The sequence below is a fragment of the Pseudomonas sputi genome (genome assembly GCF_021603585.1).
Lineage (GTDB): Bacteria > Pseudomonadota > Gammaproteobacteria > Pseudomonadales > Pseudomonadaceae > Aquipseudomonas > Aquipseudomonas sputi.
In genome coordinates this window covers 52,462-66,691 of the sequence record NZ_BQHI01000021.1, presented here as the reverse complement: position 1 = coordinate 66,691, position 14,230 = coordinate 52,462, and the positions used below count along the sequence as shown (strand labels likewise).

At 62.0% G+C, this 14,230-nt stretch carries 14 protein-coding genes; 9 read left to right on the top strand and 5 right to left on the bottom strand.

The genetic code is table 11. The features are described from left to right. Nucleotides 1-198: 198 nt before the first annotated feature. A complete protein-coding gene (locus L6D81_RS22720) occupies nt 199-936 on the bottom strand; it encodes a thioesterase II family protein (RefSeq protein ID WP_236182013.1) in 738 nt (245 codons plus the stop codon). 129 nt (nt 937-1,065) lie between these two features. Here L6D81_RS22720 and L6D81_RS22715 point away from each other — a divergent pair, with 129 nt between their 5' ends. Continuing rightward, nucleotides 1,066-2,199, top strand: a complete 1,134-nt coding sequence (locus L6D81_RS22715; RefSeq protein WP_236182012.1) for a cupin-like domain-containing protein — start codon at nt 1,066-1,068, stop codon at nt 2,197-2,199. Nucleotides 2,200-2,205: 6 nt separating this feature from the next. Here L6D81_RS22715 and L6D81_RS22710 read toward each other — a convergent pair whose 3' ends face one another. Next, entirely contained in the window at nt 2,206-3,378 is a 1,173-nt protein-coding gene (locus tag L6D81_RS22710) for an MFS transporter (protein ID WP_236182011.1), read from the bottom strand. A gap of 295 nt (nt 3,379-3,673) precedes the next feature. Here L6D81_RS22710 and L6D81_RS22705 point away from each other — a divergent pair, with 295 nt between their 5' ends. The 5 genes from L6D81_RS22705 (at nt 3,674) to L6D81_RS22685 (ending at nt 9,027) form a co-directional block, all read left to right on the top strand. Continuing rightward, nucleotides 3,674-4,681, top strand: a complete 1,008-nt coding sequence (locus L6D81_RS22705; protein ID WP_236182010.1) for a terpene synthase family protein — start codon at nt 3,674-3,676, stop codon at nt 4,679-4,681. A gap of 117 nt (nt 4,682-4,798) precedes the next feature. After that, complete coding sequence (locus tag L6D81_RS22700; protein ID WP_236182009.1) at nt 4,799-5,599, top strand: glucose 1-dehydrogenase; 801 nt, start codon at nt 4,799-4,801, stop codon at nt 5,597-5,599. Then, complete coding sequence (locus L6D81_RS22695) at nt 5,592-7,418, top strand: glycoside hydrolase family 15 protein (protein ID WP_236182008.1); 1,827 nt, start codon at nt 5,592-5,594, stop codon at nt 7,416-7,418. The genes L6D81_RS22700 and L6D81_RS22695 overlap by 8 nt, the downstream gene beginning before the upstream one ends. A gap of 308 nt (nt 7,419-7,726) precedes the next feature. Next, a complete protein-coding gene (locus tag L6D81_RS22690; protein ID WP_236182007.1) occupies nt 7,727-8,116 on the top strand; it encodes a hypothetical protein in 390 nt (129 codons plus the stop codon). An 11-nt stretch (nt 8,117-8,127) separates the two neighbouring features. Then, nucleotides 8,128-9,027: an alpha/beta fold hydrolase gene (locus L6D81_RS22685; protein ID WP_236182006.1), complete on the top strand. Its 900-nt coding sequence runs from the start codon at nt 8,128-8,130 to the stop codon at nt 9,025-9,027. Here the strand turns inward: L6D81_RS22685 and L6D81_RS22680 are convergent. After that, nucleotides 8,996-9,979, bottom strand: coding sequence for a GlxA family transcriptional regulator (locus tag L6D81_RS22680; protein WP_236182005.1), 984 nt, complete (start codon nt 9,977-9,979; stop codon nt 8,996-8,998). The genes L6D81_RS22685 and L6D81_RS22680 overlap by 32 nt on opposite strands. A gap of 89 nt (nt 9,980-10,068) precedes the next feature. Between L6D81_RS22680 and inhA the strand changes: the two genes are divergently transcribed. From inhA to L6D81_RS22665, 3 genes are all read left to right on the top strand, one after another. Next, entirely contained in the window at nt 10,069-10,755 is a 687-nt protein-coding gene (gene inhA / locus L6D81_RS22675) for an isonitrile hydratase (protein WP_236182004.1), read from the top strand. Nucleotides 10,756-10,887: 132 nt separating this feature from the next. Beyond that, nucleotides 10,888-11,679 carry a CPBP family intramembrane glutamic endopeptidase gene (locus L6D81_RS22670; RefSeq protein WP_236182003.1) on the top strand — a complete coding sequence of 264 codons (792 nt, stop codon included), beginning with the start codon at nt 10,888-10,890 and terminating at the stop codon, nt 11,677-11,679. Nucleotides 11,680-11,780: 101 nt separating this feature from the next. Beyond that, nucleotides 11,781-13,346, top strand: coding sequence for a methyl-accepting chemotaxis protein (locus L6D81_RS22665; RefSeq protein ID WP_085655232.1), 1,566 nt, complete (start codon nt 11,781-11,783; stop codon nt 13,344-13,346). Between the two features lie 61 nt (nt 13,347-13,407). Here the strand turns inward: L6D81_RS22665 and L6D81_RS22660 are convergent, their stop codons facing one another. Further along, the gene (locus L6D81_RS22660; RefSeq protein ID WP_011333296.1) at nt 13,408-13,767 is read right to left on the bottom strand and encodes a DUF6124 family protein; all 360 of its coding nucleotides are present in this window, start codon (nt 13,765-13,767) and stop codon (nt 13,408-13,410) included. Nucleotides 13,768-13,853: 86 nt separating this feature from the next. Beyond that, a complete protein-coding gene (locus L6D81_RS22655) occupies nt 13,854-14,219 on the bottom strand; it encodes a DUF6124 family protein (RefSeq protein ID WP_236182002.1) in 366 nt (121 codons plus the stop codon). Between the last annotated feature and the right edge of the window lie 11 nt (nt 14,220-14,230).

The following is a 14,230-nucleotide window of genomic DNA, read 5'->3' as shown; positions in this document are numbered from 1 at the left end:
TTCTTGGCATCCGGATCAGTAGGCAGGCAGCACAAAGGCACGTCGTCCCTATAAAACGAATGCAGACCGGAAAAATTAGCGATTGAGAAGAAGTGTCAGAAGCAACTGCGGGAGCGAGCTTGCCCCGGGCCGCGATCGTCGGATCGCCGCCCGGGACAAGCTCGCTCCCACCGTTTTCAGGATGAGTTGCAGGTTGGGCTAGACGGCAGCCATCAAGCTGTGGCGCCGATGATGCACCTCAAGTTGATCCTTGATCACCTTGAGCACCCGGGCTTCTTGTTCATGAATGAAGAAGTGCCCGCCGGCCAGCATGTCCACCGAGAAGCTGCCCGTGGTTTCCTTGCTCCAGCCGATCAGTTGTTCGGTGGTGGCCTTGTCAGCCTTGCCGCCCAGCACGTGCACCGGGCAACTGAGCAATGGGCGCTGCAACGGCTGGAATTTGCCGCACAGCAGGAAGTCTGCGCGCAGGATCGGCAGGGTCAGGCTCATCAACTCTTGGTTGGCCAGCACTTCCTCGCGGGTGCCGTTGAGCGTGCGCAACTGGTCGATCAGCTCGGCGTCGGTCTTGGGGTCGGCAAAACCGCGATCGTAATCGGCGCGCATGGTCGGCGCAGCGGTGCCCGAGGCGAACAGTGCCACCGGTTCCGGACAGCCCAGCGCGCGCAGTGCATGGGCGATTTCGCAGGCCATCAGTGCGCCCAGGCTATGGCCGAACAACGCATAAGGGGTCTTGAGCGTCGGGCGCAATTCCCTGGCCAGTTGCATCGCCAGTACGCGCATGTCGGTGTGCAGCGGTTCGTCGAACCGGGCGCCGCGCCCCGGCAGCTCCACTGGTTGCAGTTGCAGCCATTGCGGCAGCTTCGGCCGCCAGCGGCTGTAGACCATGGCACTGGCGCCGGAGTACGGCAGGCACAGCAGGGTCAACTTGGTCACCACGCTTCCCTCGAAAAAATGTCTCTTCAAAAGGGTACGGATCAACAGCCGGGCAAATTAGTCGGCGGCGGCTAAATTTCCCCCGCAAGCCCTCGTTAACCGTTCAGGCCAAAACAACAACGAGGATTCACCGTGGACCTGCAGACCATCCTGGGCAAGCTGTTCGCCAATGCCGGTGCCGTCGGCATCGAAGGCGTTTTCCAATTCGTGTTGGGGCCTCAGCTGGCGTGCTGGTCCGAGGTCAAGGCCAGCACCCGCACCGAGGCCGGTCGCCACCCGAGCCCGGACGTGACCATTGAAGTGGCGCCGAACGATTTTGCCGGGATCATGAGCGGCACCGCCAACGTCGAGGAACTGTTCGCCAGCGGTCGGCTGAAGATCGGCGGCAACATGGGCCTGGCGACGATGCTGCCGCAGATCATCGACCACGCCCGCTACGGGGGCGCGCCGGCGCAGAAGGTCGACATGAACAAGCGCTACCCGACACCGCCACGCCGCAGTGAAAGCATCACCGCCGCACGGCCGGTGCAGACCATCGTCGAACGCCGGCCACGCAGCGAGCTGTCGCGCCAGGAATTCGAGGAGCGCTACCTGCCCTTCGGCACCCCGGTGGTCATCAGCAATGCCCTGCACGACTGGCCGCTGTTCAAGCTCAGCCGCGAAGAGTCGCTGGTGCATTTCGCCGAACTGCAAGGCATCACCCGCCACGGCGATTACGTGAAGAAGACGTTCTCGACCGAACGGGATTTCCGCTCCACTTCCATGGCCGATTTCATCGCTTCGCTGGACAGCCCGGCGGTCAAAGGCGCGGACGGAGAACCGCCGGCCTATATGGGCAACAACATCCTGCCCGCCGCCCTGATGCAGCAGATCCAATACCCGCCCTACTTCGATACCTCGCTGTTCATTCCGCCACGGATCTGGATCGGCCCCAAGGGCACGCTGACGCCGCTGCACCGCGACGACTCCGACAACCTGTTCGCCCAGGTCTGGGGCCAGAAGCAATTCACCCTCGCCGCGCCCCATCACCGCGAAGCGCTGGGCACCTGGTCCACCGCGCCGGAAGGCGGCCTGGATGGCTGCGATTTCAACCCCGACGCGCCGGACTATGAGCGTTTCCCCGCCGCACGGGACGTGACCTTCCTGCGCGTGACCCTGGAGGCCGGGGATCTGCTGTTCCTGCCCGAGGGCTGGTTCCATCAGGTGGAGTCGGTATCGACGTCGCTGTCGGTCAACTTTTGGGTGAACTCGGGCCGGGGCTGGTAACCGGCCTCATTTGAGGTGACGAAAGCTCTGCACCGCCGAGCCCAGCACCACCGCCCCGGCGGCAATCGCCAGCCAGAAACCGCTGCGCGCGCCAAAGGCATCCACCAGTGCGCCGGAGCCGGCGGCGCCGATGGCCACGCCGATGCTCAAACCGGTGACCAGCCAGGTCAGGCCTTCGGTGAGTTTGGCCGGCGGTACAATGCGCTCGATCAACGCCATCGCCACGATCAGGGTCGGCGAGAAGAACAGCCCGGCGATGAACACCGCCACCGACAACCCGAGGATGTTGGTCGCCAGCAACAACGGCAGCGTAGTCACCGCCGTCGCAATCCCGCCATACAGAAACAGCCGTGGCAACGGCAGCTTCGAGCGCATCGCACCGAAGGCGATACCGGCCAGACAGGAACCGATGGCGTACACCGACAACACGATACTCGCCGCCGCCGGCTGGCCCTGGTGCTGGGCGAACGCGACGCTGACCACATCCACCACGCCGACAATCACCCCCATGGCCAGCATCAACGCCAGCAGCCATTGCACGTCGGTTGAACGAATGATCGAACCTTGATGCTGCGATTCGTGCGGATGCACCGGCGGCTCGGTGCTGCGCTGGGCGACGAACGCCGTGACACCAATCGCCAGCATCAACAACGCCGCCAGCGGCCCCGCCTCGGGAAACACGCCGACGCACAAGCCCACCGACAACGGCGGGCCGACAATGAAGCAGACTTCGTCGAGCACCGACTCCAGCGCATACGCCGTCTGCAATTGCGGCTGGCCGCGATAGATTTCAGTCCAGCGCGCCCGTGCCATCGCCGACATGCTCGGCATGCAACCGGCCAATGCGGCGCAGACAAACAGGGTCCAGGTCGGCGCCTGCAAGCGGGTGCACAACAGCAACATCAGCAACGCGCCCCCGCCGATCAGCGCCGCCACCGGCAGCACCCGCCCCTGGCCGAAACGGTCCACCAGCCGTGACACCTGCGGCGCGCAAAACGCCGTGGCCAGCGCAAACGTCGCCGCCACCCCACCCGCCAGTGCATAGCCGCCGGTCAATTGCGAGAGCATGGTGATCACGCCGATGCCGGTCATGGATATCGGCATGCGCGCGATCATCGCGGCGATCACAAAAGCCCGGGCGCCGGGGGCGTTGAACAGTTCGCGGTAAGGGTTTGCCATCGGATGCAGCCTCATCAGGGGCGGCCACGTTGCCACAAAGCCTGACGGGCGGGGAAGCGAGGAATTGTTGGTGGAATGTGAAGGGAATGCACCCGCGAAAGATTCAGGGTTTTGGCTTCGCAAACTGCCTGCCTGACGCTTAGTGGAGGTCGTTGACTGCTCGTCCATTGAGCCGCGCACCTGTCAAACCTGACAGGTGCGCAAATTCCGCCAAAGGTTTTACATGGACCTGTCATCCCTGCACAGGAACCGCGTCGGTGAGCATCTCAATCGGCCCCGAGAAAAGGATCACCCCATGAATCAATCCAGCAGTGCCCGGACTCCACGCAGCGCCACTGCCCCCTTTATCGTCCGGGCCGTACGCTGCCCGGCGCCTACGCGCATTGATGAGGCGTTGGGCCAGGAAGTCAACGAACGCCTGATGGAGTGGATATCGAACATAGGGATCTTTGCCGGCAAGGAAGAAAAAATCCGCGCCAGCGACTTCGGTCGCTATGCAATGCTGTGCCATGCCGACACGAATAATCCGGATCGACTGTTACTCGCGGCGCAATGCTTTGCGGCGTTGTTTGCGGTGGACGATCACTATTGCGACGATCAATCCCTCGGCGGTCGCCCCGAGACAGTGGCCGAAAGCTTGTCGTTCGCCCTCACCGCGATCGATCCGGTCTATTTGCCTTCGCCGTTCGACAAAGAACTCCTGAAGCAGCAAATGTGCGACCCGGTAATCAGGGGATTGCTGGCCTACATGAAACGGGTCGCCCAGTTCTGCACGCCTTCGCAAGTCGCCCGGGTGCGCCAGATCACCATCGCCATGTTCGTCACCATGGCGGCGGAAGGTCCCTGGCGCCTCTACGGCACTCAACCCACCGTCGCCGAATACCTGGCCAGTCGGCAGGTCAACAGCTTCTGGCCATGCCTGGTACTGATCGACGTGATAGGCGGCTACGAAGTCCCGGCCAATACGTATTCCCGTCCAAACATTCACCACGTCACCGCACTGGCCTCGCTGGCGACCACTCTGGTCAACGATCTGTATTCCGCTTACAAAGAGCACCTGAACGAAACCGGCGACTTCAAGCTGCCTTATCTGCTGGCAGCCAGGCACAACTGTTCGCTTCAAGAGGCAATCGACCTGGCAGCCGATATCCATGACGCAGTGATGGAAGAATACGAACGCCTGCACGGAACGCTGATGAAAGGCACGCGCTCGCCGGTATTGCGGCGCTATCTCACCGGATTGAGTACATGGATCGGCGGCAATCTGGAGTGGCATAAACACAGTGCCCGGTACCATATCTGAACCCGTACAGCCCTGCGGGACCCGACTTGATTACGTGCCCCCTTCGCATTCACGCTGAACTCTGACTCAAGGATGCCGGTCAGCAGATCAGATCCCCCGCATAAGGCGCGACCGTTCATGCAGATTTCCCTCGCCCGTCAGGTGGCACTGGTCACCGGCGCCAGTTCCGGCATCGGCCACGGCGCCGCCAAAGCCCTGGCCGCCGCCGGTGCTGCCGTGGTCATCAACTACAACCGTCAGGCCGAGCCCGCCGAAGCGTTGGCCCGGCAGATCGTCGCCGACGGTGGCCAGGCCATCGCCATCGGCGCCGACGTTTCGAAGGAAGAAGACGTTGAGCGGCTGTTCCAGCAGACCCTCGACGCCTTCGGCACACTGGACATTCTGGTGGCCAATTCCGGCCTGCAAAAAGACGCGGCGGCGGTGGATATGTCGCTGGCCGACTGGAACGCGGTGATCGGCGTCAACCTCACCGGCCAGTTCCTCTGCGCCCGGGCTGCGCTGCGGATCTTCATTCGCCAGGGCGTGCGCGAAGGCGTGTCATGGGCCGCCGGCAAGATCATCCACATGAGTTCGGTGCACCAGCGCATCCCTTGGGCCGGGCACGTCAATTACGCAGCGTCCAAGGGCGGCGTCGATCAGTTGATGCAGAGCCTGGCCCAGGAAGTCAGCCACCAGCGAATCCGCATCAACGGCATCGCGCCGGGGGCGATTCGCACGGCGATCAATAAAGACGCCACCGAAGGCGACGCTGCGCAGGACCTGCTCAAACTCATCCCTTACGGTCGCATCGGCGATGTCGAGGACGTGGCCAACGCGGTGGTGTTTCTCGCCTCCGATGCCTCTGACTACATCGTCGGCACTACCCTGTTCATCGACGGCGGCATGAGCCTCTATCCGGAGTTCCGTGGCAATGGCTGAGCATCAATCCGAACGACAAAGCCCCATCGACGCCCACGGCATCATTGGCGACATGCGCAGTGCCGCGCTGGTCAATGACAAGGGCAGCGTGGATTTCTTCTGCTGGCCGGAGTTCGACAGCCCGTCGATCTTCTGCTCGCTGCTGGACACACCCGATGCCGGGATTTTTCAGCTCGCGCCGGACCTGCCCGATGCCCGGCGCGAACAGATTTACCTGCCCGACACCAACGTCCTGCAAACCCGCTGGCTCAGCGACCACGCCGTGGTGGAAATCACCGATCTGCTGCCCATCGGCGACAACGACGATGCCCTGCCACTGTTGATGCGCCGGGTGCGAGTGGTCAGCGGGCAGGCAACGTTTCATCTGCGCTGCGCGGTTCGGCATGACTACGCCCGCGCTAAAACCCGCGCCGTCATTGATAAGCAGGATGTGCTGTTCAGCGCCAGTGGGCAGCCGACACTGCGGCTCGCCTCTGATCAAGCCTTGAGCGTCGATAACGCTGCGGCAGTCGGGCAATTCACCCTCAAGCAGGATCAGACGGCGGCATTCATGCTCGGCGCCAGCGACGATCCGCGCTTTGCCGAAGGCGCCGCGCAGCTGTGCATCGAACGCACGCTGAAGTTCTGGCGAGACTGGATTGGCCAATCCAACTATCGCGGTCGCTGGCGGGAAATGGTCAACCGCTCGGCCCTGGCCCTGAAGCTGCTGACCTCACGCCAGCACGGTGCCATCCTCGCCGCCGCCACCTTCGGTCTGCCGGAAACAGCCGGCGGCGAACGCAACTGGGACTATCGCTACACCTGGATCCGCGACGCCTCGTTCACGGTCTACGCCTTCATGCGCCTGGGCTTTGTCGACGAAGCCAACGCCTACATGCGCTGGCTGCGCGGGCGGGTCAGCGATTGCAGAGGCCAGCCGATGAAACTCAACATCCTGTACGCCATCGACGGCCGCCAGGAGCTGCCGGAAACCGAACTCACGCATTTGTCCGGGCATGGCGGCGCGAAACCGGTGCGGATCGGCAATGGCGCGTACGACCAGATTCAACTGGATATCTTCGGCGAACTGATGGACGCCGTTTATCTGGTTAACAAGTACGGCGACGCGATTTCCCACGAAGGCTGGAAACATGTGATGGAAGTGGTCGATCAGGTCTGTGAGACCTGGCAGACCAAGGACGTAGGCATCTGGGAAATGCGCGGGGAGCAACATCACTTCCTGCACTCCCGGCTGATGTGCTGGGTGGCGCTGGACCGGGCAATCCGCCTGGCCTCGAAACGCTCGCTGCCGGCGCCCTTCGCCCGCTGGGACCAGACCCGTCAGGCCATTCACGCCGATATCTGGGACAACTTCTGGAACGCAGAGCGCGGACATTTCGTGCAATACCAGGGCGGCACCGCGCTGGATGGCTCGATGTTGCTGATGCCACTGGTGCGTTTCGTCAGCGCCAAGGATCCGAAGTGGCTGGCGACGCTGGAGGCCATCGAAAAAAATCTGGTGCGTGACGGCATGGTTTACCGCTATCGCAACGACGATGCCGGCATTGACGGATTGTCTGGCACCGAGGGCGCCTTTGCCGCGTGCTCGTTCTGGTACGTCGAGTGTCTGGCTCGAGCCGGACAAGTGGAAAAGGCCCATCTGGAATTCGAGCAACTGCTGCGTTACGCCAATCCGCTGGGGCTGTACGCCGAGGAATTCGACAACCGTGGCCGGCATCTGGGCAATACTCCACAGGCGTTGACCCATCTGGCGCTGATCAGCGCGGCGAGTTTTCTCGACCGCAAGTTGAGCGGGGAGAAGAATTACTGGCAGCCGTAGTCGTCCTTTTTCGATAGAGCCTGTAAGAAAAATCTCAACTCCAATCGCCGTTTGTAGGATGGCCACCTACGAACGGCAAACAGTCCCAAGCCTTGCGGTTGAAGGGCTGGCCCACACAATCGATTCCTTTCGATACAACTTGTTGAAGGCGCGACCTGCAAAAACCTGCCAACCCCGTGTAACGCTTGGCCCGCAACTCGCACTTACACCCCGAAATACCTTGTTGCCAGCTGTTACATCCCCCCCTACCATCCACCGCAACGGGCACAGCGGAGCTGTCCAATAAAAACCCGATTCAAGGAACCAGAATGAGCCAACGCATCCACCGCCAGATCGACACCCCACTGCGCACGGGCCTCAAGCGCGACGAACTGTGGGAAGCCGCCGACAAGGGCCTGATCAAATGCTGGGAAATCGGCCGCCAGCGCGCCATCCGCTTCCCCGACCTCGCCCAACGCTGCCGCGCCGACGAATTACCGGTACTGGGCTGGAAAGGTGGCGTGAGTCGCAGCCTGAAGAAGAATGAAAAGTATGGATCGCTGAAATACCTCGCCCAGTGGCAAGGGTTGCGCGGGGAAGATCTGGATATTGATCTGGGTGCAGAGCGAGTCATGACCTGCTCGCGGACGAAAATGGTGGTGACGTTTACCCCGGATCGCAGTAAGTATTTCAATCAGGTGGCGGAAGCCGAGGTGTAAGGAGACTTTCCATGACCGATGCCGAAATCCAATTCAGGCAAACCCCAAGTCTGACCATCGGCTATGAACATCACGGCCCGGAAAACGGCACACCAGTCATCCTCCTCCACGGTTTCCCCTATTCCCCCCGTGCCTACGACGAAATCGCCCCACCCCTCGCTGCAATGGGCTACCGGGTAATCGTGCCGTACCTGCGCGGTTACGGGCCGACCCGTTTCAACAGCCCGGACACGCTGCGCTCCGGTCAGCAAGCAGCGCTGGCTCAGGATCTGCTGGAGCTGATGGATGCGCTGGGTATCGAGCAGGCGACGTTGTGCGGTTACGACTGGGGTGGTCGGGCGGCGTGCATTGTGGCAGCGCTGTTCCCTGAGCGGGTGCGCGGGTTGGTGACGGGCGATGGCTACAACCTGCAGGACATTCCGAATTCGGTCCGGCCGCTGGATCCGCAGAGCGAGCATCGCTTTTGGTATCAGTATTACTTCCACACGCCCCGTGGTGTTGAAGGGCTGAGGCAGAATCGGCGGGCGCTGTGCGAATTGCTCTGGCAGTTATGGTCGCCGACCTGGGCGAGGAACGCCGAGCGTTATCCGCTGAGCGCACCGGCGTTCGACAACCCGGATTTCGTCGAGGTGGTGATTCACTCTTATCGCCATCGATTCATGTATGCGCCGGGTGATCCGGCGCTGGAAGGGATGGAGCAGGCGCTGGAGAAACAACCGGCGATCGGCGTTCCGACGATATCGCTGTGCGGTGCCGATGATGGCGTCGGCCCGGCGCCAGAAGACGATGAAGATGCCCATCACTTCACCGGTCCTTATGAGCGGCGAGTGCTGGCGGGTGTCGGGCATAACATTCCCGAGGAAGCACCGGGCGAAACGCTCAAGGCATTACTGGATCTGCTCCAGCGCTGACCGAAAAACGCTCCCGATAAGCCTGCGGCGTTACACCCATGGCTCGCAGAAAACTGCGACGCAACGTCTCTTCACTGCCAAAGCCACAATTGGCCGCGACCCGTTTGATCGGCAAACCGGTGTCGCTCAGCAACCGGCGGGCGGTTTCAACGCGGATCAGTTCGATGGCCCGGGCCGGGGTCTGGCCGGTGTCGGCGCGGTAGTGGCGTACGAAGCTGCGTTCGCTCATGCCGGCCTGTTCGGCGAGGGTCGGAATGCCCAGATCGCAAGTCAAGTGTTCGGCAATCCACGCGTGTAACTCATCGAAGCGGTTGCCCTGTTTTTGCAGCGACAGTGTCACGCTGAATTGCGACTGCCCGCCCGGGCGTTTGAGGAACACCACCAGTTGCCGGGCGACGTCCAGGGCCATGTCGCGCCCGAGGTCGTCTTCGACCATGGCCAGTGCCAGGTCGATGCCGGCGGTGACGCCCGCCGAGGTCCAGACCGGGCCGTCGTTGATGAAGATCGGATTGGGCTCGACCTGCAATTGCGGGTGCTGCTGCGCCAGTTGCTCGCAGCGGGTCCAGTGGGTGACCACCCGGCGACCGTCGAGCCAGCCGCTGGCGGCCAGCAGAAATGCGCCGGTGCAGACCGAAGCCACGCGCCGGCAGCCGCTTGCATGTTCACGCACCCAACTCACCAATTCAGCGTCTTCGGCAGCGGCGTAGACGCCCCAGCCGCCGGCGATGATCAGCGTATCGCTGGGCTGCTGCGGCAGCGGTTCGGCCAGCATCGCCAACCCGGCCGAAGAGTTGACTGCCCCGCCGCCGCTGGCAATCACCGTTGGCGCATAAGGCGCCGACAAACCCTGCTGGCGGGCGATGTCATTGGCCGAGGCGAAGACCTGCAACGGCCCGGTGACATCGAGCAACTGCACATTGGCGAACGCGAGGACGTGGATGGTTTTCGGCATTTGGCGTAATTCGTGGGCTGATTGGCGTATGCGCCAAAACCTACGCGCCTACAGTGAAGCCGTCTACCCCCTTTTCACGGAGAAGAACCATGGCGTTGCAGATCGGTTTTCTGTTGTTTCCCCAGGTGCAGCAACTCGACCTGACCGGCCCGTATGACGTACTGGCCTCGTTGCCGGACGTACAGGTGCATCTGGTCTGGAAGGATCTGGTGCCGGTTACCGCCAGCACCGGGCTGGTGCTCAAACCGACCACTACCTTCGAGGACTGCCCGGCTCTGGATGTGATCTGCGTGCCCGGCGGCGCCGGAGTCGGGCCGTTGATGGAAGATGAGCAGACACTGGCCTTCATCAAGGCGCAAGCTGCGCAGGCGCGGTACGTGACGTCGGTGTGCACCGGTTCACTGGTGCTTGGCGCGGCGGGCCTGTTGCAGGGCAAACGGGCGACCACGCATTGGGCTTATCACGAACTGCTGCCGACACTGGGCGCGATCCCGGTGAAGGATCGGGTGGTGCGCGACGGCAATCTGTTTACCGGGGGTGGCATCACGGCCGGGATCGATTTTGCTCTGACCCTCGCGCAGGAACTGGTCGGTGTCGACACGGCGCAACTGGTGCAGTTGCAGCTCGAATATGCGCCGGCGCCGCCATTTGATTCGGGTAGCCCGCAGACAGCGCCGAGCGGGATTGTCGATGAGGCTCGCAAGCGCGCGGCACCTTCGCTGAAGTTGCGCACTGAAATCACCGAGCGTGCTGCGGCGAAACTCAACCTGCGCTGATCTGCCAAACACTCGCACTGTGGGAACCCACCCCACAGTGCCCGCGTCCCGGTTTCCCCCTACACCTTCACTTGTCCCCTCGCCCTCACCCGTGTAGAAAGCCTGTCCACAAATCGTGCACAAGGACTTTCCATGACCGCTCTGCCATGGCTCTATCTCGGGCTTCTCAGCCTTGGTTACGGATTGGCGTCGAGTTTCGGCCAGCTCGGCTGGCTGGCGCTGATCTCCATCGCACTGCTGGTTTTCGCCGGTTACGCCGTGCGCCAGCAGACCGTGCCGGTCGGGCGTTTTCTCGGCCATGGCCTGTTTGTCGTGCTGGCCCTGGCGCTGGCGATGCACTGGCTGCCGGGCTTCCATAATGGCCGGGCCATCGAGCCGCAGCGCTTCACCGATAACGCCGTGCCGTTCTCGATGTACTTGAACCTCGACAAACCGCTGATTGGCTTCTGGCTGCTACTGGTTTGCCCGTGGATCGTCGCGCGACGCTCGTTGCGCCTGACTGTGTACGCCACCGCATTGGCTTTGACGTTGAGCGTGATTCTGGCGCTGGGCGGCGCGGTGTTGCTGGGCATGATCACCTGGGCACCGAAATGGCCGGATCAGGCCTGGCTGTGGGTGCTGAACAATCTGCTGCTGGTGACGCTGGTCGAAGAAGCGCTGTTTCGCGGCTATATACAGGGCGGCCTGAGCCGGCGTTTCAAACACCTGCCCTACGGCGAAAACCTCGCGCTGCTGCTGGCGTCCCTGCTGTTCGGTCTGGTGCATGTGGGCGCCGGGTGGCCATGGGTGTTACTGGCAAGCCTGGCGGGTGTCGGCTATGGTCTGGCGTACCGTTTTGGTGGGCTCGGTGCGGCGATCGCCACGCACTTTGGCCTGAACCTGCTGCATTTCGGCCTGTTCACCTATCCGATGCTGGCGGGTTGAAGCAAGGCCGTTTTGCGACGCCGTACTTATAAATGAAAAAAAATTTCAATAAATGGCCGATACCGCCGACAACCTTTCAAAGCCTTGCGGATTGAAAAACCATGCGTAACAACCAGCCCATTACACAACGCGAACGGACTTTCCCGGCTCAGCAACGGTTGATTTCCACAACCGACGCCAAGGGCGTGATCACCTACTGCAACGACGCTTTCGTCGAAATCAGCGGGTTCTCGCGTGAAGAACTGATCCGTGCGCCGCACAACCTGGTTCGTCACCCCGACGTCCCGGCGGCGGTGTTTTCGCACATGTGGGGCACACTGAAACAAGGCTTGCCATGGATGGGCATTGTCAAGAATCGCTGCAAGACCGGTGATCATTACTGGGTGAACGCCTATGTAACGCCGGTGTTCGATGGCAATCAGGTGGTCGGTTACGAGTCGGTGCGGGTCAAACCCACCGCCGAACAGATCCGCCGTGCCGAAGCGCTCTACCAACGCATCAACCAGGGCAAGTCGGCGATTCCTTCGAGCGACAAATGGCTGCCGATCGTGCAGGACTGGCTGCCGTTCATTCTGGTCAGCCAGTTGAGCTTCATGATCGGCGCCACCCTGAACTCGCAGTGGGGCTTCGCCCTCGCCGCCGGTCTGTCGGTGCCGCTGGGCCTGCTGGGCCTGCAATGGCAACAACGCGGGCTCAAGCGCCTGCTGCGTCTGGCCGAGCAGACCACCTCCGACCCGTTGATCGCGCAGATGTACACCGACAGCCGTGGCGCCCAGGCGCGTCTGGAGATGTCGATCCTCAGCCAGGAGGCGCGCCTGAAAACCTGCCTGACCCGTCTGCAGGACACCGCCGAGCACCTGACCGATCAGGCCAAGCAGTCCGACGCCCTGGCACACAACAGCTCCAGCGGCCTGGAACGTCAGCGCGTGGAAACCGAACAGGTCGCCACCGCCGTCAACCAGATGGCCGCCACCACGCAAGAAGTGGCCAGCCACGTCCAGCGCACCGCCGACGCGACTCAGGAAGCCAATCGCCTGACCGGTCGCGGTCGCGACATCGCCGGCGAAACCCGTGAAGCCATCCAGCGTTTGTCGGTCGTGGTCGGCGAAACCGGCCTGACCGTCACCCAGCTGGCCAAGGACAGCGACGAAATCGGCGGCGTGGTCGACGTGATCAAAGGCATCGCCGACCAGACCAACCTGCTCGCGCTCAACGCTGCGATTGAAGCCGCGCGTGCCGGCGAGATGGGTCGTGGTTTTGCCGTGGTTGCCGACGAAGTCCGCCAACTGGCACAACGCACCAGCGAGTCCACCGGCCAGATCCACGCCCTGATCGCCAAGTTGCAGCAGACCGCCACCAGCGCCGTACAAACCATGGAAGCCGGCCATCGCCAGGCGGAAGAAGGCGTGGCACGGGTTCTGGAAGCAGACCAGGCCCTGGTGGGCATCAGCGAAGCGGTGGCCAACATCACCGACATGACCACCCAGATCGCCGCCGCGACCGAAGAGCAAAGTGCCGTGGCTGAAGAAATCAGCCGCAACATCAGCAACATCTCGGAACTGGCGGACCAGACGTCCGAGCAGGCGCATAACTCGGCGTTGCTGAGTGAAGAACTGACGAAGACGGCTAATACGCAGTATTCGTTGGTGGAGCGGTTTAACCGCTGATTGTTCTGCAATACAAAAAAACCGGATAGCGAGAGCTTCCGGTTTTTTTTTGCCTTGTTACTTACTCCTTTGGCACGAGGTTATCCAACGCCTGATTCACCGCCAACTCGCCCAACATCACCACTTGCGCAATGCCCAATAGGGTCTTGCGGTTCGGCCCTTCCAGCAGGCCGGCAAAGTCACCGAGCATGACCGTGGCTGACGCGAGGGATTCGCAGGCGTTGGCCAGCAGGGACTCCGTGTCGGTTTGCGGGTTGACCATGAACATGTCGTTTGGGGTGTAGGGCGTGGCCATGATCTGGGCTGCGGGTGTCAGGTAATAGTCGAGGGCGCGTTCGGCCGCGTCGTGGAGTTTTCTTGAATCGGGAAATTCGTACGGGGACACCGGATCTTCTAACGGGGGAATGACGGTCTTGGACATCAGCTGGAACTCCGGAAAGAGTCGCTTGAGGATTTTTATAGACGGCTGCCAGGCAGTGAGGGGCAAGCCCCTCACCGAGGCCGCAACTACCGCGAGACGTGATGGTTATCCAGCACACGATTGACCAGCAGCTCACTCAGCATGATGACCTGCTGCAGTATCTGCATCGCCTTGCGCTGCGATGGATCGACGGTGTTGCCGATGTCCCGGGCCATGTCACTGGCCGACGACAGCGTTTCGCACGCTTCGACCAGTAGCGTTTCGTCATCCATCGTTGGATTGACCAGATAAATCCTGCCGGGCTTGCGCGATGGCTTGGACGTCTTCTGCGCCCCAGGATCGAGGTAATGATTGATCGCCCGCTCGGTTACCGATTTTATGTTTTCGGCTTCGAGTGCGGCGTCGTAGGGGATTGAATCGGTATCTGGCGGCTTTGGTGTGGCTTTGAACATACGTGTAACTC